The following is a 23,751-nucleotide window of genomic DNA, read 5'->3' as shown; positions in this document are numbered from 1 at the left end:
GATCAGGCCTTATTCAGCCAGACGTTTTCGATATAGTAGTAGCGGGACAGAGGCGCGATCGTCCAATCCTCTGCACCCTTGCCGCTGGCGGTCAGGATGTCTTCGAAGATCGGCACGATGTAAGGCGTCTCGTCGAGCTGCAGCTGCTGCGCCTTGGCGTAGAGTTCCTTGCGCTTTTCGGGATCGACGGTGGCGCGGGCATCGGAAACCAGCTTGTCGAAATCGGCATTCTTCCAGGCCGTGTCCTCGTAGGACGCGTTGGAGGTGAGCAGTAGGTTGAACGTTGCGTCCTCGGTCGCCTGCATGCCCCAATAGCCCATGTAGAACTGACCCTTCATCCACACATTGGCGAGATAGGTGTCGTGCGGCATGGTCTCGACTTCGATGTCGAAGCCGGCAGGCAGTGCCATCTGCTTCAGCGCAATCGCCACCTGGGCGCGGATGGCCGGGCGGTTGGAGGCGACGAGCTTGATCTTGATGCCGTCCGGATAACCGGCCTCAGTGAGCAGCTTCTTGGCACCTTCCGGATCGTAGGCGATCTCTGGCGTCTCGATCGCGTAGGGGAATTCCGGCGACACGAGGTTGTCGTAGGCGGGGCGACCGAGGCCTTCCAGCACGATATTGACCATCATCTGGCGGTCGACGGACATGGCGAGCGCCTTGCGGACACGCACGTCGTCAAACGGCTTCTGATCCTGGCGCATGGTGATGTTGACGAAACGGCCTGACGGGATGCGCTGCGCAGTAATGCCGGTCGCATCGGCGATGCGCTGGAAATCGGCCTGCTGGACGACCAGCATGACGTCGACTGCGCCGGAGAGGAAGTTGGCGCTTTCGGCGGCGAGATCGGGGAACAGCATCATTTCGACGGCGTCGAGATGCGGCTTGCCCTTGATGAAATAGTTCTCGTTCTTGACGAGGCGCACCATGCGGGCACTGTCATAGGTCTCGAGCTTGAACGGGCCGGTGCCGTTAGCCGTCGTGTCGAGCTTTTCGCGCGGGCCGGAAAGAGCCGCCCTCGACAGGATGCGGGCGTTGGCATGGGCCGTCGAGATCGGCAGGTCGGCGAACGGCGTCTTCAGCGTAAACTTGACGGTCGACGGATCCACGGCCTCGATCTTCTCGATCATGTTGAGGACGGACCGGGCGGCAGCCGGAATGTCGGGGTTGAGGATCGCCTGGAAGGTGGCGACGACATCATCGGCCGTGCAGGGCGTGCCGTCGTGGAAGACGATGCCCTGGCGCAGATAGAAGGTGAAGGTCTTGGCGTCTTCACTGCCTTCCCAGCGCTCGGCGAGATCCGCCATCGGCTTGTTGTCCGGACCCATGCGGGTGAGACCGGAATAGAGCATGTCGACGACCGGATATTCGGCCGGCCCGGAGCAGTTCAGCACGTTCAGCGTCGCGATGCGTGTCGAGTGGCTGATCTTCAGCGTGCCTCCGGCCTTTGGCGTTTCAGCCGCCAGCGCGTCGGTGATGTTGATGCCGGGAAGAAGTGCCGTTGCAGCAAGGCCCATGACCATGGTGCGTCGGGAAATCATGAAAGTTGTCATTTTGCCCTCTAGAAAGTTGGTTCGACAGAGAGCCGGGCGGCATTGTTTTTATGATTTTCCCGGCGGAATTTGTATTCGTCAGCGGATCACCGTCAGTTCGTCCGGCAGTCCGGTCAGCACTTCCGGCGCGCCATCAGTGACAAGCAACGTATGGCCGACGCCCATGGCAAGGCCCGTATCGGCATCGCCGTTCATCACGTGGTAGAACAGCGTCATGCCCGGCTGGCAGACGGTCGGGTTTCCGGAATAGATCATCGGCGGCACGTCCATGCTGGTCGGCGCGAAGGTGCAGCCTACCGAATAGCCCGTCGCGCCGTAGCGGGCGCGCTTGTAGCCGCCCCTGTCGAGCCCGTCGGCATAGACGTCGAAGATTTCGCCGAGCGTCGTGCCCGGACGGGCGATCTCGGTCATCCTGCGCAGCGTCTCCATGCCGACGTCGTACATCTTGCGATGCGCATCGGAGGCCTGGCCGAACAGGATCGTCCACTCGGTCTTCACGTTGTAGCGGCGATAGGCGACCGGATACTCGACGAGGATCTGGTCCTGCTCTTCCAGCCGGCGCGGATCGGAAACGCCGCGGCCATAGACGGCGCGCGGACCGGAATTGAATAGCGGCGCATTCGGCGGCATGTCGGCGCCCTGCCCCAGGATCGACGTCAGGTAAACGGCCTTCAGGTCACTGTCGAGAATGCCGGGCTTGGCAGCGGCGATGACGGCATTCAGCGACGTATCGAGAATGCGGGCCGCCTTGCGGGTATACTCGATCTCGGCCGGCGACTTGCAGACGCGCAGCCAGCGGATCAGGTGACGGTCGTCCTCCAGCTCGCACCAGTCGCCGATCGTCTGCTGGGTGCGATAGAGATTCCAACCCGTCAGGCCATGGGTATTGAGCTCGATGGCGATCTTTTTGCCGCCGAGGTCGAGCTCCTCGAGGATGACCTTGAGGTCGGCCGCCGGATTGGCGTCCTCGGCATCCCACCAGATGCGGATGTCCTCGATGATACTGGTCTGCTTCGCCTGCACCAGATCCGGCCGGCGGGTAAGAAGCACCGGCTGACGGCCGTCGGTCGGCACGACGAGGCATTGGTAATAGACATATCCGCCAGTGTCGTAGCCGGTCAGCCAGTACATGCTTTCCTGAGCAAAAACGAGCATCGCCTCGACGCCCCGCGCCGCAAGTTCCGTCCGCAGCTTATCCTGACGCTGCAGATGCTCTTCCCGGGAAAAAGGAAGGTTCGGTTGCGGCATGGCACTCACGCGAAGGTCCTTTCGACAAGATCGTCAAAGCTCGATGTTGCATGACACTACGGTTTGGTATACCAGTCGTCAACCAGCGGAATACAAAAATTCCGGTGCACTGGGAGGCGCACAGGGGACGATGCACAGCCGTTGGGCGTACATTTTGGTGACAACCGCCAAAGCGTGTGGCACCAGACAGGTATTTGAAGCCGTCTCCTTATGGGAGGGACAGGATATTTATGCTGATTGAAACCGATAAGCGGCTGGCGCTGCAGGCCTACGAACAGATATTGAACCTGATCCTTTCCGGTGCCGCGCAGCCCGGTGCGATGGTGACCGAGCGCCGCCTCGCCGACACACTGAACATGTCGCGTACGCCGATCCGCGATGCGCTGCTGATGCTCGAGAGCGAAGGCCTGCTGATCCGCCAGGGCAGCCGCGGCCTGCAGGTCAAGCAGATGCGCATCGAGGACTATATGGACGCCCTGCAGATCCGCCAACTGCTCGAGCCAGAAGCTGCGCGCCTGGCGGCCGGTCGCATGCCGACCGCCGCACTCGATGAACTCGAGGCGGACCTGAAAGGCCTTCTTGGCAACCCGGAGGACGGCGAAGGCAAGCCTGATCGCGGCTCCGTCCGCGATGTCGACGACCGCCTCCATGGCGGCATCGGCGACGCGGCGGGCAACCCGCAGCTGGCCCAGATCATCCGCACCCTGCGCCGCCAGACGCAGATCTTCGACCTGAGAAGCATGCCGGAACGGTTTGAAACGACCTGCCGCGAGCATCTCGACATCGTCGGCGCATTGCGCGAAGGGCGCGGCGAGGACGCGGCCCAGGCCATGCGCCAGCACCTCGACCACGTTAGAGACAGCATTATCGGGAGACTGACCCGCGCATGACAGTTTTGGCAGAAAGCGACGGGATGGATCGGTCCGCGCTCAGCAATGCAGCCCCGGTGGATATCCAGCTGGCCGAACGGCTTTTCGACGAGTTGAAGCGCCGCACCGGAACCAATCGCGGCATCACGCGCACCTCCTATGGCCTCGGCGAACAGATCGCGCATGACATGGTGCGCCGCGAGGCCCGCAAGCTCGGGCTTGAGGTGAAGACCGATCCGGGCTGCAATCTCTACATGACGACTAAGGGCCGCGAGGAAGGCCCCGGCATCCTCATCGGCTCGCATCTCGATTCCGTGCCGATGGGCGGCAATTTCGATGGCGCCGCAGGCGTCCTCCTCGGCCTTTCCGTAATCTCGGGCTACGTCCGCGCCGGCATCCGCCCGCCGCGCGACATCACCGTGATGGCGATCCGGGCCGAGGAAAGCACCTGGTTCGGCGCTTCCTATATCGGCAGTCGCGCGGCACTCGGCCGCCTCACGTCAAGGGAGCTCGATCAGGTCAAACGCTCCTCCGACCAGATCTCGCTCGGCAACGCGATCGATGCGGCCGGCGGCGACACGGAATTCCTGCGCTCCGGCAAATCCTATCTGGACCCGGCCGATATCGCCATGTTCATCGAACCGCATATCGAGCAGGGACCGGTTCTCATCGAGCGACAAATCCCGGTCGGCATTGTCACCGGGATCCGCGGCTCATTCCGCTATCGCGAAGCGAAATGCGTCGGCGTCTACGCCCATTCAGGCGCCACGCCACGAGAATACCGCAGCGACGCGGTGCGCGCGGCATCCGCACTCGTGACCGAACTCGACAAGGCCTGGGACAAGCTTCAGTCAGAGGGTGCCGACCTCGTCGTCACTTTCGGCCAGTTCGCCACCGATCCGTCCGAAGCCGCCTTCAGCAAGATCGCCGGCAAGCTCAGCTTCTCGCTGGATGTTCGCAGCCAGGAACCGCAGACGCTCACCCGGATGCAGGCGATCGTGTCCGAGACCGTGGCCTGCATCGAGGCCGAGCATCGGGTCAAATTCGAACTCGGCCGCCTGACCGACAGCAAGTCGGCGAAGATGAACGACGCGATCGTCACGGCGTTGTCGGATTTCGCCAGGGAACAGGGCATTGAAGCGCAGACCATGGCCTGCGGCGCCGGCCACGATGCGGCGGTCTTTGCCGATGCCGGCGTGCCGACCGGCATGATCTTCATCCGCAATGCCAATGGCAGCCACAATCCCGACGAACACATGGATATCGCGGACTTCGCCGAGGCGGCACGCCTCGTCTCGGCCCTGTGCCTCGATCCGCCTTTGAAGGCCTGACCATGGCTACGCCCCGTTGCGACTGTCTGATCGTCCAGCCGATTGCGCAAAGCGCGGTCCGCCTGCTGGAGGATGCGGGGCTTGTCATTCATGTCGCCTCCTCCACAGCTTTCGCAGACCTTGAGCCATACCTCACCACAGCCCATGCCGTGATCACCCGCAATCACGGCCTCTCCGAGCAGGAAATCGCGGCCGCGCCCAATCTCAGGATCGTCGGCGTGCATGGCACCGGCACCGACAAGGTGCACAAGGCGTCGCTCGCCGCACGCGACATTCCGCTCGCCAACACGCCGGGCGCCAATGCCCAATCGGTGGCCGAACTTGCCATCGGCCTCATGCTGACCTGCGCCCGCTCGCTGGTCGCCGCCGATCAGGCCTCCCGCACCGGCGATCATCTGTTCCGCCAAAAACACAGGACCTTCGAACTCTCCGGCCGGCGGCTTGGGCTGGTCGGCTTCGGTCACATCGCCAGGCTCGTCGCCCGCATGGCCCAGGCCTTCGGCATGCAGGTCGCCACGGTCTCCCGCTTCACGCCGGCCGAAGAACTGCAGGCCGAAGGCATCGTCCTGATGCCCGATCTCGACAGCCTTTGCGAATGGGCGGATATCGTCTCGCTGCACGGCATTCCCGAGGCGACACCCGTGATCGACGCTCGCCGACTGGCGCTGATCGGCCCCGACGGTTTCGTGATCAACACCGCCCGCGGCTCGCTGATCGACGAACAGGCTCTGGTCGCCGCCCTGACGGAAGACACGATCGGCGGCGCGGGTCTCGACGTCCTGACGATCGAACCGATTGCGTCTGACAATCCGCTGATGGCCTGCCCCAACCTGGTGCTCACCCCTCATATCGGCGGATCGACGGAGGAGGCGCTGGAAAAGACTGGCCTTCAGGTCGCCGGCAAGGTACTGGCGCATTTGCGTACGATCGGCGAGATTCCCCCCATCGGAACCTGATCGCGAATTGGTAGATTGAAGTGATGCCCCTCATGCCTCAGCCCGGCAAAGAGATTTCCTATCCCCGTATTCTCCGCTGCGGCGACCGCGCCATCGGCATCGAGTTTTCCGATGCGATCAGCGAGACGGCGAACCTTGAAGTTCTGTCGCTCGATGCCTCGCTGACGGCGGAGCCCATCGACGGCGTTCTCGAAACCATCCCGACCTACCGCTCGCTGACGGTGATCTACGATCCGCGCAAGATCGGCGGCGCGGCACTCGGCGAAGATCTGATGCAACGCGCGACGCGTGGTGGGGCGATCGAGCATACGGGCCGGCTCTTGGAATTTCCGGTCTTCTACGGCGGCGAGCATCAGGCCGATCTCGATGAGCTGGCCGAGATGAAGAACATGACGGTCGCCGAGGTGATCGCCATGCATGCCTCGGCCGAATACCGCGTCTACATGATCGGGTTTGCGCCGGGCTTTGCCTATCTCGGCGGCCTGCCGGAAGTCCTGCACACGCCGCGCCTCGCCGTGCCGCGCCAAAGGATCGAGGCCGGCGCGATCGGCATCGGCGGACGGCAGTCGAGCATCAACTCCGTGCCCGGCCCGAGTGGCTGGCGCTTTCTCGGCCGCACGCCGTTCAAACTGTTCGATGCCACTCGAGCAGAACCCTTCCTGGTGAAGGCCGGCGACAGGATCCGCTTCCATGGCATCGATGCAGACGAGGCGAAGGACTTGGACGGACAAGTCGCGGCCGGAACAGCCGAACTGAAGGAGATCGCCGAATGACCGCTCTCCTCACCATCCTCAAGCATGGTCCGCTGATGACCGTGCAGGACGGTGGCCGTTACGGCTATCGCTCCCGCGGCGTCTCGACCTCCGGCGCCGTCGACCGCGACGCCCATGCGATCGCTAACGCCTTGGTTGGCAATGACCCAGCAGCGGCCGCAATCGAATTCGCCCTGATGGGCGGCAGCTTTTCCGCAGATCGGGATGTTCTGGTCGCCGTGACGGGTGGCGCCTGTTCGATCGAAATCGACGGCCAACCGGTCTCGACCTGGGAGAGCCATATACTCAAAGCCGGAGAGACCCTTTCTGTAGGCGGCCTGCAGGGTTCGGTCTGGGGCTATGTCGCGATCTCCGGCGGCATTACCATTGCGCCGGTACTCGGCAGCCGCTCGACGCATCTGAGAACCGGTGTCGGCGGCGTGGACGGCAAGTCGCTTGCGACCGGAGACACATTGCCGATCGGATCGACTGCCAAACTCTCGCCGCGTACGCTCGGCACGCCCTATCTGCGCGGATCCGGCCCGATCCAGATCGTGCCCGGCCCGCAGGAGGATTATTTCGACGAGATTGCCTGGCGCGCCTTCCTGACGCAGCCATTCACCGTGACCCAGTCGCGCGACCGGATGGCGATGGTGCTGGACGGCCCGAAGACGGAAGCGTTCAAGGGCCATGACATCGTCTCAGACGCGACCGTGCTCGGTTCCATCCAGGTTCCCGGATCGGGCAAGCCGATCGTGCTGACCGCCGACGGCCAGACGACCGGCGGCTATCCGAAGATCGCGACGGTGATCTCGTCCGACCTGACGCGCCTTGCCCAGATGCCGGCCGGCAGCCGCTTCATGTTCCGCGCGATTTCGGCCGACATGGCGGAAGAGTTGTTCATCCGCGCCGAAGAACGCCTTGTCGCCGTGATCGGCGACCTGCGCAAGAAGCCCTGATCCCGGATCAGGCCTAACCTCGGTCAGGCCCGCCCTCTCCCTAGATTATGAGTGCACGGACGAGCCGATCGTCCACTCGGCCTTTTCCAGCGCCGCACGCAGCTGCCGCGCCATGGAGACGGCACCGGGCGTATCGCCATGCACGCAGATCGAGCCGATCGGCACTTCCAGCCGCTTGCCCGAGGTCGATGTCAGGCAGCCTTCGGAGACCATGGTGATGACGCGCTCCACCAGAAGCTCCGGATCGTGGATCACCGAACCCGGCTCGGAGCGGGGCGACAGGTTGAAATTGTCCGCATAGGTGCGGTCGGCATAGATCTCGTTGATCGGCGTCAGGCCGAGTTTCTCGGCGGCCCGCGCAGTGGCCGTACCCGGCATGACCATGAAGGCGAGCTTCGGATCGACCGCCTTGATCGCCCGGCCGACGGCCAGAGCCGTCGCATCGTCATCCGCCGAGACATTGCCGAGCGCGCCATGCGTCTTCACATGGGTCATCGGATGACCTTCGAGTGCGGCGATCGCAGCCATCGCGCCGACCTGATAGGCGACCAGCGATTCGATCTCTGCAAGGCTCAGACCCGGCACGCGTCGGCGGCCGAAACCGATAAGGTCGTTGTAGCCGGGATGGGCGCCGAAGGCGACGCCGCGTTCCTTCGCCAGCCGCACGGTGGCGCGCATGATGTCCGGATCGCCGGCATGAAAACCGCAGGCGATATTGGCGGTGCTGACGATATCGAGCATCGCGGCGTCATCGCCCATCGTCCATGGGCCAAAGCCCTCACCGAGATCCGAATTGAGGTCGACGCGCATGTTTCATCCCTTTTTACCTTGTCGGACAGATGCATAGCAGACCGGCGCCAGAATGCCACGAATTCTCGATTGCGGCCTGAAGACCATTGGTATACCAATGGTGCGCAGATTTCGAAAACGGGGAATGACATGGCGGGACGCCTTCTTTATCTCGGCAACGGCCGCAAGTTTCAGTCGGTTGCCAAACTGGATGATCGGTTCGAGACCTGGGGCCTGCAGGTCGATCGTTATTGGGCTTATGACGGCCAGTTCCCCTCCTCACTCAAGGGCTATGACGGCATTTTTCTCTCCGGCAGCCCCCACGGCGCCTATGAGGACGTGTCCTTCATCCTGCGCGAACACGACCTGATCCGCGAAGCGGCTGATATGGAAATCCCCATGCTCGGCATCTGCTTCGGCAGCCAGATCCTCGGTTCGGCGCTCTGCGGTCGCGACCAAGTGTTCCGCCGCACCTCCTGCGAGATCGGCTACAAGGACCTGCCGCTGACGGAAGCGGCCAAGACAGACAAGCTCTGCCGCGATCTCGTCGACAGCGCCTACATGTTCGTCTGGCACAATGACGAGGTGAAGGCCGACCATCCGGATATGACGATCCTTGCCTATTCCGACGACTGCCCGAACCAGGTCTGGCGTTACAAGGACAAGGACATATGGGGCATCCAGGGCCACCCGGAAGTCACCAAGGCGCAGGCCGTCATCTGGTTCGAGGAGAACCGCGAGCGGATGGAAAAGGACGGCGCCAATATCGACGACCTGAAGGCGCAGGCCCATGAGGCATCCGAGGCGAAGACCATGCTCACCCGCTTCGCCGAACTGGTCCAGAACGCCTGATCCCCAAGGCCGATTTCAAGCACATCCCGATCGAGGAATGACGATGGTAACGCCTGCCTACTGGTTCGAACGCGAAGAATTTCTCTCCCGCCTGTCCCGCGTGCAGGCCGAGCTGAAGAAGAAGCAGCTCGATGGCCTCGTCGCCTTCCTGCCGGAAACCGTCACCTGGCTCACCGGCTATTTCACCCGCGCCTACGGCACGCTGCAATTCGCCGTCATCCCGGCCGAGGGCGAGCCGACCATGTTCTGCCGCGATGTCGAGGAATATTATCTCGACAGCACCTGCGTCTTCTCTGACCGCGTGATGTGGACGGATAGCGACGACCGCATGGCGGTCGCCGCCTATGCGATCGAAAGCCGCATTGGCAAGACTGCCAAGCTCGGCATCGAACTCTCCGCCTGGCCGCTGTCGGCCGGCCGCTACGAATATCTGAAATCGGCACTCCCCGGCATCGTCTGGCAGGATGAGAGCCTGATGACGCCGCAGATGCGCCTCATCAAGTCGCCGGCTGAAATCGCCTACCAGCGCCGTGCGGCAAGGGCTGCGGAAGCGGGCATGCAGGCGGCGATCGATACGGCCGGCGTCGGCGTGAGCGAGCGCGAAATGGCCGCCGAAGTCTGCGCCGCGATGATCCGCGCCGGCTCCGACCTTCCTGGTCCGGGCGTCATGTCGTCCGGCGAACGCGCCTTCCACCTGCATGGCGGCTATTCCGACCGTATTTTGGAAGCCGGCGATATCGTGCAGATCGAGACGACGCCGAACGTCAAGCACTACCACGCCCGCTTCATGCGCCCGATCCGGGTCGGGCCGGTACAGGATGACGATCACAAGGTTGTCGAGCAGCTGATCGCCATCCAGGATGCGGCGATCCGTGAGGTGAAGCCCGGCGTTTCGGTGCGCGTGCCCGATGCGATCTACCGCGACGGCGTACTGTCGGCGGGGCTGCGCGAAACCTACACGAACAAGACCTTCTATTCCGTCGGTCTGCTGTTGCAGCCGAATGGTGGCGAGCCGCTGGAATCGGCAGAGAACAGCACCTGGGTCTTCGAACCCGGCCAGACCTTCCACACCTACGTGCTCGCCCGCGGCTTCGGCATGTCGGAAACGATCACGATCACCGAGACTGGCTACGAAAAGCTGACGAACTTCCCCCGCCAGCTTTTCGTCAAGTAAGGGTCACTGTCAGACGACGGCGGCCATGCCGCCGTCGACATAGATGATCTGGCCGCTGACATAGTCGGAGGCCGACGAGGACAGGAATACGGCCGCGCCCACGAGATCCTTCGCGTCACCCCAGCGGCGTGCGGGCGTGCGGCCGATGACCCAGTCGTTGAATTCCTTGTTGTCGATCAGCGCCTGGTTCATGTCGGTCAGCATATAACCCGGACCGATCGCATTGGTCTGGATGCCGTGCGGCGCCCATTCCGCAGTCATCGACTGGGTCAGAAGCTTGATCCCGCCCTTGGCCGCCGTATAGGGCGCGATCGACGGCCGCGCGAGACCGCTCATCAGCGAACCGATATTGACGATCTTGCCGCGGCCGCGCGGCAGCATGCGTTTGGCGACCTCACGGGCAACCAGGAAGGCGCTCGTCAGGTTCGTGTCGATGACCTTGTGCCATTCGGCGCTGGTCAGCTCGATCATCGGCTTGCGCAGTTGGATACCGGCATTGTTGACCAGGATATCCACCTCGATGCCGTCTGCGTCGAGCTTTTCGATCGCGGCAACCACCGACGCCTCGTCGGTCACGTCGAAGGCGAGGGCCGTTGCCTTGAAACCCAGCGAACGCAGTTCGGCGGCCGTCGCCTCACAGCGCTGCGGATCGACCCCGTTGATGACAAGAGCGGCGCCTGCCTCCCCGAGACCCTGGGCAATCGCCTTGCCCAACCCGCGCGAAGAACCGGTGACGAGGGCAGAGCGTCCCTCAAGGCTGAAAAGCTGCTGGCTCATGTTTTCTCCCGATCATTGCCTTGCGATGTGAAACGGCATTCACGCCTTGGGATTGAGGTCTTCGAGATGAAGCAGAAGACCGCTATGGTCCTTCACGCCGCCGCCCTTGGCGACGAAATCCGTATATTCCTGCGTCACCGCACTGGTCAGCGGCAATTGCAGCGACAGCTGCTCGGCAAGGGCCATAACCGCATTCAGATCCTTTAACTGGTTCTGCGACGAGCCGCCGGGCTCGAATCGCCTCTCGACCATGCGGGCGCCGTGAAGTTCAAGGATGCGGCTATCGGCAAAACCGCCGCGGATCGCGCTGCGGAAGGCCTCGCGCGATGCGCCACCGGCCTCGACCAGGATCATTGCCTCCGCCACCGCACCGATCGTGACAGCAACGATCTGCTGGTTGGCGAGCTTGCAGACCTGACCCGCGCCGCTTGGGCCAACATGGGTGACGCGGCCAAGCACGGCGAAGACATCCTTCAGCCCTTCGACCACATCCGCCTCACCGCCGGCCATGATCGCCAGCGTACCGGCTTCCGCACCGACAACGCCGCCGGAAACCGGGGCATCGACATGGGCGATCCCGCGACCGGCTATCTTGACTGCGTGGTCACGGGCGATCGGTGGAGCAATCGAGCTCATGTCGACGACGACGGCTCCATCTTTCAGGGCATCGACGACACCACTCTCGAACAGAACCGCGCCAACGGCCTTGCCGTCCGTCAGCATGGTTAAGACGATATCGGCATCCCGCACCGCCTCGGCTGCTGAGGCGGCAACGACCGCGCCATCGGCCTCAAGCGGCTTGGCCTTTGCGGCATCGCGGTTCCAGACCGTCAGCGCATAGCCTGCTTTTGCCAGCCGCCGCGCCATCGGCGACCCCATCAGGCCCGTGCCGAGAACGGCAATGCGCGTGGAGGAAGCGTCGCCGGAGGTCATAGCTTGCCCCCCAGCTCGTCCTCGATATGGACCTGAATGATCTCGTCGAAATTCTTCTCCGACGTAAAGCCCAGCTCGGTCGCCCGCTTGGCTTCGAAACCGGGCGCCCAGCCGGCAACCATCTTCATGATCATCTCGTCCGGCTCACGGCGAATGAGCTTGACGGCATCCTCACCGGCCGCCCGGCGCAGCGCCTCGATCTGCTCGCCCACCGTGGCGCTGACGCCCGGCATGGAGACGCTGCGGCGCCAGCCGAGCTTCGACAGGTCGAGACCCGCGGCATGCATCAGGAACCCGACCGCCGAGCGCGGCGACGTATGCCAGTGCCGCACATCGTCGGAGACCGGGAGGATCGCTTCCTGGCCGACCAGCGGTTCACGCAGAATGCCGGAGAAAAAGCCCGAAGCCGCCTTGTTCGGCTTGCCGGGGCGAATGCAGACGGTCGGCAGGCGGATCCCGATGCCGTCGAAGAAACCGCGGCGGCTGTAGTCGGCCAGCAGCAATTCGCTGATCGCCTTCTGCGTGCCGTAGCTGGTGAGCGGCGTCAGGTGGTATTCGTCAGGGATTGGATAAGGCAGCGGCGCGCCGAAGACGGCGATCGAAGAGGTGAACACGACCCGCGGGAAATAACCTTCCTTCTGGTTCGCGACGCGGATCGCATCGAACAGATGGCGCGTGCCGTCGAGATTGATCTTGTAGCCCTTGTCGAAATCGAGCTCAGCCTCGCCCGAGACGATGGCCGCGAGATGAAAGATCACATCCGGGCGCGTGGAGATCAGCACGTCAGCCTCGCCGGGGCAGCTGTAATCGCATTCACGCGTTACCAGGCTGCCGGAAAACCCTTCCGGCGCATCGGGCTTGACGACATCGACAAGCGTCAGCGCACTGATCGGCTTGCCGTTCAGACCTTTCTCCGAAACGAGACGCGCAGTGAGCTTGCGGCCGACCATGCCGGCCGCACCGATGATAAGGATATGCATGTTTTCCTCCCACACATTCGTGGATGCCCCACGAAATTCTCCTTGTAAGGTTGTCTGATAACCCTGTATGGTCAAGTTGAAAATAGGTTAGTTTGTCATCGGCTAAAAAAGCTGAGACGAAACGCTGAATGTGTCCTGGGGACTGCCGGAGGAGGTTCTGGAAGTCCTAGGGAGGAGAGGAACACATGACCAAGGCACCGGGCTCGATCGCGGAGCAGCGCCTTTCCCTATGCGCCATTCTGGGCGACGATCTTGTTCTGACAAAAGCAGAAGACATGCAGCGCTACTGCATGGACTGGCACGGCGACGTGACCAGCGACGCAGTCGCAGTCATCAGGCCGCGCTCGACCGCGGATGTGCAGGCGGCCGTGAAGGCCTGTCGCGAACTTGGCCTTGCGATCGTACCGCAGGGTGGCAATACCGGCCTCGTGCTGGGCGGTACGCCCGATGAGCCGCAACAGCAGGTCGTGCTTACCCTCGAACGGATGAACCGCATCCGCAACATCGACTCCGACGATTTCTCCGCCGTCGCCGAGGCCGGCTGCATCCTGGCCGAGCTGAAGGATGCGATCGCTGAAAAAGGCATGTTCTTCCCGCTGGCGCTCGGCGCGCAGGGCAGCTGCCGCATCGGCGGCAATGTCTCGACCAATGCCGGCGGCATCAACGTCCTGCGGTACGGCATGACCCGCGAACTGGTGCTCGGCCTTGAAGTCGTACTGCCTGATGGCAGCGTCTTCGATGGACTTTCGACGCTGCGCAAGGATAATCGCGGCCTCGACCTCAAGCAGCTGTTCATCGGGGCCGAAGGCACGCTCGGCATCATCACCGCCGTGTCGGTGAAACTCACGCCCTATCCGGATAATGTCGCCACCGCGCTCCTCGCCCTCAACTCGCTGGATGACGCCATCACGCTCTATCGCCGCGCGCGACGCGACTGCTGCGACCTGATGTCGGCCTTCGAATTCATGCCCCCGCTCGCCTTCACACTGGCGCAGGAGGCGATGCCGGATCTGCCGATCCCGCTTTCCGGCTACTATCCGGCCTTCGTGCTGATGGAGATCTCCGGCTCCGGTCTCGTCGACATCGACGATCTCATGCAGCGCTTCCTCGAAGGGGTCATGGAGGACGGGCTCGTCGTCGACGGCACGATTGCCTCGTCCCAGTCCCAGGCTCGCAATCTCTGGCTCATCCGTGAAGGCATGAACGAGGGCCAGGCAAAGCGAGGCGCGCACATGCGCACCGACATTTCCGTGTCGCTCTCCCAGCTCGCCGCCTTCGTCGCGGATGCCGAAGCCGCCGTCGGTGAGGCTCTGCCCGACTGCATCAGCGTGTCCTACGGCCACGTCGGCGACGGCAATGTCCACCTCAACGTGCTGCCGCCCAATGGTTCGACGCCGGAAGAGCGCCATGAGCGCATCTACAAGGCCAAGAAGGTCGTCAATGTCGTGGTCGACAAGTACCAGGGCAGCATCAGTGCCGAGCATGGCATCGGCCGCCTGAAGCGCGACGACTTCGAGGAGCGCCTGTCGGAGACCAAGCGTGGCCTGCTGGTGGCGATCAAGAAGGCGATCGACCCCGACCTGCTTCTCAACCCCCATTGCCAGATCGACATCGGCACGGCTATTCGCGAGCCGGCATAATCGTCAGGAACCGCCATGGCCGATTTCACCCAGATCAAGAGAAGCGAGCATCTGCCGATCCGCATCGCCGCGGAAATCGGCAAGGAGATCGCTGACGGACGTATCCGGCCGGGGCAGAAGCTGCCGACGGAACATATCCTTGCCAGCACGTTCGGCGTCAGCCGGTCCGTCGTGCGCGAGGCGATCGCGCAACTGCGCAATGAAGGCCTGGTCGAGACACGCCAGGGTGTCGGTGCCTTCGCGACTGAGCTTGAAACGCGGCAGTCGATCCGCATCGAAGCCGGCCATCTCGGTGACCGCGAGACGTTCCGCAGCCTGTTTCAGGTCCGGTTTGCGCTCGAGACGGAAGCAGCCGGTCTCGCGGCCCTCCATCATTCGCCGGCGGATCTCGCCAAGCTGGACGAAGCTCTCGCCCTGATGACTGGTGCTGAGAAATGGACCGACCAGGGCATCGTCGCCGATCTCGCCTTCCACAAGGTCGTGGCGGCTGCGACCCACAACGACTATTTCCAGCAATTCGTCGGCTTCATCGCCGAACGAATTCACATCGCGATCAATGCGGCACGCGCCGCGGCCATACTCGAGGAGATCGTCGAGACCACGATCGCCGAACACGTTGCCGTCAGAGATGCGATCGCAAGCAGCGATCCACTGGCAGCCAAGGCTGCAATGCGGCATCATCTGGAAGGCGCAGCGCGGCGGCTCAGCCTCGAGCTGGAGATGTGAACCGGTTGCAGAGTTAACGTTTTTCAACAGTGGCTTGGTAGCGCCGCTGGACTCGCAGGAAAAGTCATACTAAAAACGTGGTAACGTTGTCAGACATCTGACAATGCCGGAGGGAGTGGAGGCTCTCTCCTGAAAATGGGAGGATTTCTTGGCACATCAGCATGCCCTGTCGTCTGATATGATTTTGCCGGCCGATGCGTCGAACGCATTGCTGGTCGGTCGCGTGTGGTCAAAAGCAGCAGGCGGCCCCTGCCCCGTGCTTCTGTCCAACGGTCGTATTCTGGATCTCTCTTCGATGGCGCCGACGCTCTCCGCGCTTCTGGAGATCGATGATCTCGCCCGCAAGCTGCAGAGCTCTCCGTCTTCCCTCGATCTCGGCAGCCTCGAGGATTTCCTCAGTGGCGCCACGGGTCAGCTTCTTGCCCCCGCCGACCTGCAGGCCATCAAGGCGGCCGGCGTCACATTTGCCGACAGCATGCTCGAGCGCGTGATCGAGGAACAGGCCAAGGGCGATCCGCTGCGCGCCCAGGAAATCCGCGGACGCCTCGCACCCGTCCTGGGCGACAACCTGAAAGGCCTCGTCGCCGGTTCCGACAAGGCGGCCGAAGTGAAGCGCCTGCTGCAGGACATGGGCCTCTGGTCGCAATATCTGGAAGTCGGCATCGGCCCGGACGCCGAGATCTTCACCAAGGCGCAGCCGATGTCGTCAATGGGCTGCGGCGCGAATGTCGGCATCCATCCGAAGTCGGACTGGAACAATCCCGAGCCGGAAGTTGTGCTCGCCATCACTTCGAAAGGCGAGATCATCGGCGCGACGCTCGGCAACGACGTCAACCTGCGTGATTTCGAAGGCCGCTCGGCGCTGCTGCTCAGCAAGGCCAAGGACAACAACGCCTCCTGCTCGATCGGCCCGTTCATCCGCCTGTTCGACGGCAGGTTCACGATCGACGACGTCAAGTCGGCAGAGATCAGCCTCTCCGTGAAGGGCGAGGACGGTTTCGAGATGATCGGCTCGAGCCACATGCAGGCGATCAGCCGCTCTCCGGAAGATCTGGCGTCGCAGCTGCTCAACCGCAATCATCAATATCCCGACGGAGCATTGCTGTTCCTCGGCACCATGTTCGCCCCGGTCAAGGACCGGCGCGGCAAGGGCCTCGGCTTTACCCATGAGATCGGCGATGTCGTCGAAATTTCCACCCCGACGCTCGGGAGGCTGATCAATCGGGTGGAATACAGCGACACCTGCCCCGAATGGACATTCGGAATAACGGCACTGATGAGGAACCTGGCCCAGCGCGGGCTGATGTAGGAGGCATCGGGGAGGAGAAAATGACCAAAGTTATCGATCTGTTCTACAGGTTCCTCGAGATCCTGCTCATCCTGCTGCTCGCAGGAATGGCGCTGATGGTGTTCGGCAATGTCGTGCTCCGTTACGGCTTCAACTCGGGCCTCACCGTCTCCGACGAGATGTCGCGTTACTTCTTCGTCTGGCTGACCTTCATCGGCGCCGTCGTCGCCTTCCGCGAACACGCCCATCTCGGCGTCGAATCCCTGGTGGCCCTGCTCGGCCGCAAGGGTCGCATCGCCTGCATGATCCTTTCCAACATGACGATCATTCTGTGTTCCGCGATCTTCTTCTGGGGAACCTGGGTGCAGCTGCCCATCAATTCCAGCATGGCGGCGCCCGTGACCGGTCTCTCCATGGCCTGGGTCTACGGCATCGGATTCTTCACCGGCGCAGGCTGCGTGCTGATCTCGCTGGAGCGCCTGTTCCGCTTGGTCACTGGTCGCGTCACCGAAGACGAGATTGCGGCCTTTACCGGTGAAAACCTGACGATCGAGCAGATGGCGGAGCGCACCTGATATGACCCTTCTCGTCTTTGTCGGCTCCCTGCTCGGAGCCATGGCCATCGGCGTACCCGTCGCCTTCTCGCTGATGTTCTGCGGCGTCATCCTCATGTGGTACATGGGCATGTTCAACTCGCAAATCATCGCCCAGAACATGATCGCCGGCGCCGATACCTTCACCCTCCTCGCCATCCCCTTCTTCATCCTTGCCGGCGAACTGATGAATTCCGGCGGCCTGTCGAAGCGCATCATCGATTTCGCCATCGCGCTGGTCGGTCACATCCGTGGCGGTCTCGGCATCGTGGCGATCGTCGCGGCCCTGATCATGGCATCGATTTCCGGCTCGGCAGCTGCCGATACGGCGGCACTCGCCGCGATCCTCATCCCGATGATGGCGAAGGCCGGCTACAACATCCCGCGTTCCGGCGGCCTGATTGCCGCCGGCGGCATCATCGCCCCGGTCATCCCGCCGTCGATGGCCTTCATCGTCTTCGGCGTGGCGGCAAACGTGTCGATCACCCAGCTCTTCATGGCCGGTATCTTCCCCGGCATCCTGATGGGCCTGTCGCTGGTCGTCACCTGGCTGATCGTCGTGCGCAAGGACAACATCCAGGCGCTGCCGAAGACCACCGCCAAGGAGCGCCTCAACGCAACGGGCCGAGCGCTGTGGGCGCTCGGCATGCCGGTCATCATCCTCGGCGGCATCAAGGCCGGCGTCGTGACGCCGACCGAAGCCGCTGTCGTCGCGGCGGTCTATGCCCTGTTCGTCGGCATGTTCATCTACCGCGAACTGAAGCCGCGCGACCTGCCCCGCGTCATCCTGCAGGCCGCCAAGACGACCTCGGTCATCATGTTCCTGGTCTGCGCGGCGCTCGTCTCCGCCTGGCTGATCACCGCCGCCAACATTCCGGCTGAGATCACCAGCTATATCGAGCCGCTGATCGACCGTCCGATCCTGTTGATGTTCGCCATCATGGTCCTCGTCCTGGTCGTCGGCACCGCGCTCGACCTGACGCCGACGATCCTGATCCTGACGCCGGTTCTGATGCCGATCGTCAAGCAGGCGGGCATCGACCCGGTCTATTTCGGTGTGCTGTTCATCATGAACAACTGCATCGGCCTCATCACGCCGCCGGTCGGCGTGGTGCTCAACGTCGTGAGTGGGGTCGGGAGGATCCCGCTCGGAAAGGTGACGGCCGGGGTTTGGCCGTTCCTTCTTGCCCAGACGATCGTGCTGTTCCTGCTCGTGCTGTTCCCCGATCTGGTGATCGTGCCGGCACGGTGGCTGCATTGATCGCCTGACCGTCAACCTGTTCAAGTTAACGTCCAATTGGGAGGACCTACTATGAAGAAACTGCTTTTTGCTACCACCGCGCTCGCGATCGCCTGCTCGGGCACGGCACCGGCATTCGCCGAATTCCAGAGCCGCAATATCCGCGTCTCTAACGGCATCAATGCCGATCACCCGGTTGGCAACGGCATCAAGGCCATGCAGGAATGCCTAGATGAGAAGTCCGGCGGCAAGCTGAAGCTCACCGCATTCTGGGGCGGCGCGCTCGGCGGCGACCTTCAGGCAACCCAGGCGCTGCGTTCGGGCGTCCAGGAAGCCGTCGTCACCTCGTCCTCGCCGCTCGTCGGCATCATCCCGGCGCTTGGCGTGTTCGACCTGCCCTTCCTGTTCCAGAATGCCGACGAAGCCTACAAGGTTCTCGACGGCAAGTTCGGCGACACCATGAACGAGAAGCTGGACGCTGCCGGCCTCGTCAACCTGGCCTACTGGGAAAACGGCTTCCGTAACCTGTCCAATTCCCAGCACCCGGTCACCAAGTGGGAAGACTTCTCGGGGATGAAGGTTCGCGTCATGCAGAACAACATCTTCCTCGACACCTTCCAGAACCTCGGCGCCAACGCCACCCCGATGGCCTTCGGCGAAATCTACTCGGCGCTGGAAACCAAGGCGATCGACGCGCAGGAAAACCCCTATGTGACGATCGACACCTCGAAATTCTTCGAAGTGCAGAAATACATCACCGAGACGAACCACGCCTACACGCCGTTCCTCTTCCTCTTCTCCAAGCCGATCTTCAACTCCTACGCACCGGAAGAGCAGGCAGCCCTGCGTGACTGCGCGGTCGTCGGTCGCGACGTCGAGCGTCAGGTCATCGCCGATCTGAACAAGAAGTCGCTGGAAAAGATCAAGGAAGCAGGCCTCGAAGTGAACCAGCTCTCGCCGGAAGAGCAGGCCCGCATCCGCGAAAAGTCCATGGTCGTCTACGAAAAGCACAAGGACCAGATCGGCGCCGACGTCGTCGATGGCATTCTCGCAGAACTGAAGACCATCCGCGGCAACTGATCCGAAACAGCGTTTCGGTCATCTGCTGCGAATGAAGCCCGCGCCCCGCCGGCGCGGGCTTCTTCGTTTCTACTCGGGGATAGCAGGAAGAACCTTGTCCCGCTTCTTCAGCATCTGCTCGCGGACGAAGATGAACAGGCCGGAAGCGACGATCAGGGCCGCGCCAACAACCATGCTGAGCCGCGGCACGTCACCGAAGAACATCCAGCCGAAGAGAACCGCCCAGAGCAGAAGCGTATATTGAAGCGGCGCGACGGTCGCCGCATCCGAGATCTTCAGGGCGCGGTTGACCAGCATATGCGCCGCCATCGCGACGATGCCGAGAAGCGCGAGCAGGCTGAGATCGAAGCCCGACTGGATCGGCGCCCAGTCGAAAGGTGCGAAGAAGAGGCCCGCCAACCCTGCTCCACCAACCTGGAAGAAGACGAGCGTTGAATCCGGCGTGTTACGCAGGAAGCGCCCCGAGATCATCATGAAGGCGAAGGCACCGCTGCCGATGATGGAGATCACCGCTGGCATGGTGAACATCGCAGCCGACGGCTCCAGCGTGATGATGACCCCGACGAAGCCGACGGCGATCGCCGTCCAGCGCCGCCACCCGACGTGATCTCCGAGGAGAAGCGGCGACAGCGCTGCGACATAGATCGGTGCCGCAAGCCAGTAGGTCATCACGTCGGCGAGCGGCAGATACATGACCGCATAATAGAAGCAGAATACTTCCGCCGTGGAACAGACCACCCTGGCGAACTGCATCCAGGGCCGTTCCGCCTGTCGAAGCGCCGGCAAGCCGGCCATCCAGACAAGCGGCACGAGGATGACGAGAGCAGCCAGGCTGCGCAGAAAGACGACCTGGCCCAGCCCGTAGCTGGCGACAAGCCATTTGCCCATCGTATCGTTGAGCGCGAACATCAGCATGCCGAGCAGCATGATGGCCGGCCCGGCGACAGACATGCTCCGGAGACCGGATGCGGAAGAAATCTGCATTTCGAATGTACCTATAGGGTCGAGGCGTCGGAGAACCGACGACCGACAGTGAAGACCTTGTCCAGATCCGGGTTCAGCTCCATGCCGAGACCAGGACCGGGCGGCACGGTGATCATGCCGTTCTTCACCTCCGGCAGCGCGGTGACGAGATCGCGATACCACGTATTGTAGAAGGCGCGCACGCTTTCCTGAACCAAGGCATTCGGAGCATTGAGCGACAGGTGGGTCGAAGCACAGAGCACGACCGGACCGGTGCAGTCATGCGGCGCGACCGGCAGGTGCCAGGCTTCCGCCATCGAGGCGATCTTGCGCGATTCCGACAGGCCACCGCACCAGGAAATGTCGAGCATGACGATGCCGGCAGCGCCGGTTTCGAGATAATCGCGAAAACCCCAGCGGGTTGCGAGTGTTTCCGAAGCAGAGATCGGTGCCGGCGATACTTCGGCATAACGCTTGAGGCTGGAAAGGCTGTCCATCTTGATCGGGTCTTCATGCCAGAACGTGCCGTAGGGCGTCAGCGCCTTGGCGATCTGCATCGCCGGCAGGAGCTGCCACATGGAATGGAACTCGACCATGATATCGATCTTGTCGCCGACGGCCTTGCGGATCTTTTCGAAGGGTTCGAGCGCCGCCTTCAGGTCGGCAGACGAGATATATTGCCCCTTGGTCTTTTCCGCCGCCTGGTCGAACGGCCAGATCTTCATCGCCGTGATGCCTTCGGAAAGCAGCGATTCCGCCAGTTCGTCGGCGCGATGCAGGAAGCCGTTGAGGTCGTCATAGTCCTTGCCGGTGGAGAGGCCGTAATTGGCCGTCGTCTGCCCGGTCGCCTTCTTGATGTATTCCGTTCCCGCGCAGGTATTGTAGGTGCGGATTTCCTTGCGCGAAAAACCGCCGAGCAGCTGCGCGATCGGCTGGCCGGTGAACTTGCCGAAAATGTCCCATAGCGCGATATCGAAGGCCGAATTGCCGCGCACTTCCGCCCCGGACGAACGGAAGCCGACATAGCCGACCAGTTCCTGCGCCAGAAGATCGATCGCCAGCGGATCGCGGCCGATGACGCGCGGCGCGACATATTCATGGATATAGCTCTCGACCGTTTCGGCACCGAAAAAGGTCTCTCCCAACCCGGTAATGCCCTCGTCGGTGTGAACCAGAACCCAGAGCAGATTGCTCCGCTCGGCGACACGCACCGTTTCCAGCTTGGTGATCTTCAATTCTTCCTCCTGGTCATTCGGCCCCTCACTCCCGGGCCCATGTATTCCTAGGGGATTGGCGGCAAAACCGGAAGCCGATTAAGCTAGCCGCAGTACGCTCCGCATTCGTTTTTTCCTCGAATTCACTCAGGAAGCCGGGACGCTGCCGACTACCGGCGACGACGGCCTCGGCAAGCATCGCCAGGACCCGTTACGTCCGCAACGAAACGGCCGACGATCACAACGCAAATCCTTTGACACAGGACACGAACCGCTCTTTCATGGGGGCAGGCGCGGGCCACCGGATCGCTTCGACGCGAATTCATTCAAAGGCCGCGCATGCAAAACAGAGGGAACATCATGAACGTCGCTTCGCGCCCCAACGATATCCAGGCCGTCATCGAGGCCGACCGCGCCCATGTCTGGCATCATCTCTCGCAGCACAAGCAGTATGAGAGCGTCGATCCCAAAATCTATGTCGAGGGCAAGGGCACGAAAGTGTGGGACGCGACGGGCAAGGAATATCTCGATGCCGTCTCGGGCGCCGTCTGGACCGTCAATGTCGGCTATGGCCGCACGACGATCGCCGATGCCGTTCGCGACCAGCTGGTCAAGCTCAACTATTTCGCCGGCGCTGCCGGCAATGTTCCCGCCGCCCTTTACGCGGAAAAGCTGATCGCCAAGATGCCGGGCATGACCCGCGTCTACTATTCCAACTCCGGTTCGGAAGCCAACGAGAAGGTGTTCAAGATGGTGCGCCAGATCGCGCACCGGAAGCACAATGGCGGCAAATACAAGATCCTCTATCGCGAGCGTGATTATCACGGCACGACGATCGGCACGCTTGCTGCCGCCGGCCAGCAGGAACGCCGCGAACAGTATGGCCCGATGCCTCCGGGCTTCGTCGAGGTACCGCATTGCCTCGAATATCGCAGCCAGTGGGGCGACATCGAGGATTACGGCATCAGGGCCGCCGATGCGATCGAGGAAGTCATTCTCCGCGAAGGCCCGGAAACCGTCGGCCTTCTCTGCCTCGAGCCGGTGACAGCCGGTGGCGGAGTCATCGTGCCGCCCAAGGGCTACTGGCAGCGCGTGCAGGAAATCTGCCGCAAATACGACGTGCTGCTGCATATCGATGAAGTCGTCTGCGGCATGGGCCGCACCGGCAAATGGTTCGGCTACCAGCATTTCGGCATCGAGCCCGATTTCGTCACCATGGCGAAGGGCGTCGCATCCGGTTATGCGGCGATCTCCTGCACCGTGACGACCGAGAAGGTCTTCGAGATGTTCAAGGACGATCCGTCGGACCCCATGTCCTATTTCCGCGACATCTCCACCTTCGGTGGCTGCACATCCGGCCCGGCGGCCGCACTTGAAAACATGCGCATCATCGAGGACGAAGGCCTGCTTGAAAACACGCTCAACATGGGCGAGCGCCTGATGAACAATCTGCGCGAACTCCAGAGCCGCCACAAGGTCATCGGCGACGTGCGAGGCCTCGGCCTGTTCTGCGGCGCCGAGCTCGTTATGGATCGCGAGACAAAGGAACCGGCACCGGAAAAGATGGTCCAGGCCGTAACCGCCGACTGCCTTGCACAGGGCGTCATCATCGGCGCCACCAACCGCTCGGTCCCCGGCCTCAACAATACGCTCTGCATGAGCCCGCCGCTGATCATCAATGCCGCCGAGATCGACCAGATCACCGGTGCGATAGACAAGGCGCTGACCAAGGTTTTTGAGTGAAATGAAGAAGGGGCTTCGAGAGAGCCCCTTTTTTGTGTTTGCAGAGGGCAGCGCGGCGATCTCTGGCTCTCCCTCATTCCTGTGCTTGTCA

General features: G+C 62.4%; 22 protein-coding genes. 14 read left to right on the top strand and 8 right to left on the bottom strand.

Translation table 11 applies throughout. The features are described from left to right. Window positions 1–2: 2 nt before the first annotated feature. Together BM216_RS10535 and BM216_RS10530 are read right to left on the bottom strand one after the other, a co-directional pair. Entirely contained in the window at window positions 3–1,553 is a 1,551-nt protein-coding gene (locus BM216_RS10535) for an ABC transporter substrate-binding protein (RefSeq protein WP_092998834.1), read from the bottom strand. A gap of 78 nt (window positions 1,554–1,631) precedes the next feature. Next, a complete protein-coding gene (locus BM216_RS10530; RefSeq protein ID WP_092998832.1) occupies window positions 1,632–2,801 on the bottom strand; it encodes a M24 family metallopeptidase in 1,170 nt (389 codons plus the stop codon). A 230-nt stretch (window positions 2,802–3,031) separates the two neighbouring features. Here BM216_RS10530 and BM216_RS10525 point away from each other — a divergent pair, with 230 nt between their 5' ends. Genes BM216_RS10525 through BM216_RS10505 form a run of 5 tightly spaced genes read left to right on the top strand, consistent with a single transcriptional unit; the run spans window position 3,032 to window position 7,668 of the window. Then, window positions 3,032–3,691 carry a GntR family transcriptional regulator gene (locus BM216_RS10525; protein ID WP_092998830.1) on the top strand — a complete coding sequence of 220 codons (660 nt, stop codon included), beginning with the start codon at window positions 3,032–3,034 and terminating at the stop codon, window positions 3,689–3,691. Next, on the top strand, window positions 3,688–5,001 hold the full coding sequence (locus BM216_RS10520) for a hydantoinase/carbamoylase family amidase (RefSeq protein ID WP_092998828.1): 1,314 nt from the start codon (window positions 3,688–3,690) through the stop codon (window positions 4,999–5,001). The genes BM216_RS10525 and BM216_RS10520 overlap by 4 nt, the downstream gene beginning before the upstream one ends. A gap of 2 nt (window positions 5,002–5,003) precedes the next feature. Then, complete coding sequence (locus BM216_RS10515) at window positions 5,004–5,957, top strand: NAD(P)-dependent oxidoreductase (protein ID WP_092998826.1); 954 nt, start codon at window positions 5,004–5,006, stop codon at window positions 5,955–5,957. Window positions 5,958–5,980: 23 nt separating this feature from the next. Continuing rightward, window positions 5,981–6,730: a 5-oxoprolinase subunit PxpB gene (pxpB, locus tag BM216_RS10510; protein WP_244530142.1), complete on the top strand. Its 750-nt coding sequence runs from the start codon at window positions 5,981–5,983 to the stop codon at window positions 6,728–6,730. Further along, window positions 6,727–7,668, top strand: coding sequence for a 5-oxoprolinase subunit C family protein (locus BM216_RS10505; RefSeq protein ID WP_092998822.1), 942 nt, complete (start codon window positions 6,727–6,729; stop codon window positions 7,666–7,668). The genes pxpB and BM216_RS10505 overlap by 4 nt, the downstream gene beginning before the upstream one ends. A 45-nt stretch (window positions 7,669–7,713) precedes the next feature. Here the strand turns inward: BM216_RS10505 and BM216_RS10500 are convergent, their stop codons facing one another. Beyond that, entirely contained in the window at window positions 7,714–8,478 is a 765-nt protein-coding gene (locus tag BM216_RS10500; RefSeq protein WP_092998820.1) for a LamB/YcsF family protein, read from the bottom strand. A 129-nt stretch (window positions 8,479–8,607) separates the two neighbouring features. Here BM216_RS10500 and BM216_RS10495 point away from each other — a divergent pair, with 129 nt between their 5' ends. Both BM216_RS10495 and BM216_RS10490 read left to right on the top strand, forming a co-directional pair. Next, the gene (locus BM216_RS10495) at window positions 8,608–9,309 is read left to right on the top strand and encodes a type 1 glutamine amidotransferase (RefSeq protein ID WP_092998818.1); all 702 of its coding nucleotides are present in this window, start codon (window positions 8,608–8,610) and stop codon (window positions 9,307–9,309) included. 43 nt (window positions 9,310–9,352) lie between these two features. Next, window positions 9,353–10,483, top strand: a complete 1,131-nt coding sequence (locus BM216_RS10490; RefSeq protein WP_092998816.1) for a M24 family metallopeptidase — start codon at window positions 9,353–9,355, stop codon at window positions 10,481–10,483. Window positions 10,484–10,492: 9 nt separating this feature from the next. Here BM216_RS10490 and BM216_RS10485 read toward each other — a convergent pair whose 3' ends face one another. Genes BM216_RS10485 through denD form a run of 3 tightly spaced genes read right to left on the bottom strand, consistent with a single transcriptional unit; the run spans window position 10,493 to window position 13,173 of the window. Continuing rightward, the gene (locus tag BM216_RS10485) at window positions 10,493–11,260 is read right to left on the bottom strand and encodes an SDR family oxidoreductase (protein WP_092998814.1); all 768 of its coding nucleotides are present in this window, start codon (window positions 11,258–11,260) and stop codon (window positions 10,493–10,495) included. A 39-nt stretch (window positions 11,261–11,299) separates the two neighbouring features. Beyond that, window positions 11,300–12,193 carry an NAD(P)-dependent oxidoreductase gene (locus BM216_RS10480; protein ID WP_092998812.1) on the bottom strand — a complete coding sequence of 298 codons (894 nt, stop codon included), beginning with the start codon at window positions 12,191–12,193 and terminating at the stop codon, window positions 11,300–11,302. Next, window positions 12,190–13,173, bottom strand: a complete 984-nt coding sequence (gene denD, locus BM216_RS10475; RefSeq protein ID WP_092998810.1) for a D-erythronate dehydrogenase — start codon at window positions 13,171–13,173, stop codon at window positions 12,190–12,192. Before denD ends, BM216_RS10480 begins: the two co-directional genes overlap by 4 nt. Window positions 13,174–13,358: 185 nt before the next feature. Between denD and BM216_RS10470 the strand changes: the two genes are divergently transcribed. The 6 genes from BM216_RS10470 (at window position 13,359) to BM216_RS10445 (ending at window position 19,740) form a co-directional block, all read left to right on the top strand. Further along, window positions 13,359–14,813, top strand: coding sequence for an FAD-binding oxidoreductase (locus BM216_RS10470; protein ID WP_092998808.1), 1,455 nt, complete (start codon window positions 13,359–13,361; stop codon window positions 14,811–14,813). Between the two features lie 15 nt (window positions 14,814–14,828). Beyond that, complete coding sequence (locus tag BM216_RS10465) at window positions 14,829–15,539, top strand: FadR/GntR family transcriptional regulator (protein ID WP_092998806.1); 711 nt, start codon at window positions 14,829–14,831, stop codon at window positions 15,537–15,539. 178 nt (window positions 15,540–15,717) lie between these two features. Next, the gene (locus BM216_RS10460) at window positions 15,718–16,848 is read left to right on the top strand and encodes a fumarylacetoacetate hydrolase family protein (protein ID WP_092999365.1); all 1,131 of its coding nucleotides are present in this window, start codon (window positions 15,718–15,720) and stop codon (window positions 16,846–16,848) included. A 20-nt stretch (window positions 16,849–16,868) separates the two neighbouring features. Beyond that, window positions 16,869–17,402 (top strand): TRAP transporter small permease, encoded by a 534-nt coding sequence (locus BM216_RS10455; protein ID WP_092998804.1) that lies wholly within the window; start codon window positions 16,869–16,871, stop codon window positions 17,400–17,402. A 1-nt stretch (window position 17,403) separates the two neighbouring features. Further along, the gene (locus tag BM216_RS10450; protein ID WP_092998802.1) at window positions 17,404–18,681 is read left to right on the top strand and encodes a TRAP transporter large permease; all 1,278 of its coding nucleotides are present in this window, start codon (window positions 17,404–17,406) and stop codon (window positions 18,679–18,681) included. A 51-nt stretch (window positions 18,682–18,732) separates the two neighbouring features. Continuing rightward, window positions 18,733–19,740, top strand: a complete 1,008-nt coding sequence (locus tag BM216_RS10445; RefSeq protein ID WP_092998800.1) for a TRAP transporter substrate-binding protein — start codon at window positions 18,733–18,735, stop codon at window positions 19,738–19,740. A 69-nt stretch (window positions 19,741–19,809) separates the two neighbouring features. Here the strand turns inward: BM216_RS10445 and BM216_RS10440 are convergent, their stop codons facing one another. Continuing rightward, complete coding sequence (locus BM216_RS10440) at window positions 19,810–20,724, bottom strand: DMT family transporter (protein ID WP_244530141.1); 915 nt, start codon at window positions 20,722–20,724, stop codon at window positions 19,810–19,812. A gap of 11 nt (window positions 20,725–20,735) precedes the next feature. After that, window positions 20,736–21,938: a mandelate racemase/muconate lactonizing enzyme family protein gene (locus tag BM216_RS10435; protein WP_092998798.1), complete on the bottom strand. Its 1,203-nt coding sequence runs from the start codon at window positions 21,936–21,938 to the stop codon at window positions 20,736–20,738. Window positions 21,939–22,277: 339 nt separating this feature from the next. Here BM216_RS10435 and BM216_RS10430 point away from each other — a divergent pair, with 339 nt between their 5' ends. Further along, window positions 22,278–23,660 (top strand): aminotransferase family protein, encoded by a 1,383-nt coding sequence (locus BM216_RS10430; RefSeq protein WP_092998796.1) that lies wholly within the window; start codon window positions 22,278–22,280, stop codon window positions 23,658–23,660. The last annotated feature ends 91 nt before the right edge of the window (window positions 23,661–23,751 follow it).

This window comes from Rhizobium sp. NFR07, assembly GCF_900111905.1.
In the GTDB taxonomy this organism is placed as follows: Bacteria; Pseudomonadota; Alphaproteobacteria; order Rhizobiales; family Rhizobiaceae; genus Neorhizobium.
The sequence above is the reverse complement of the archived record's forward strand: the minus strand, read 5'-3'. Positions and strand labels throughout refer to the sequence as shown.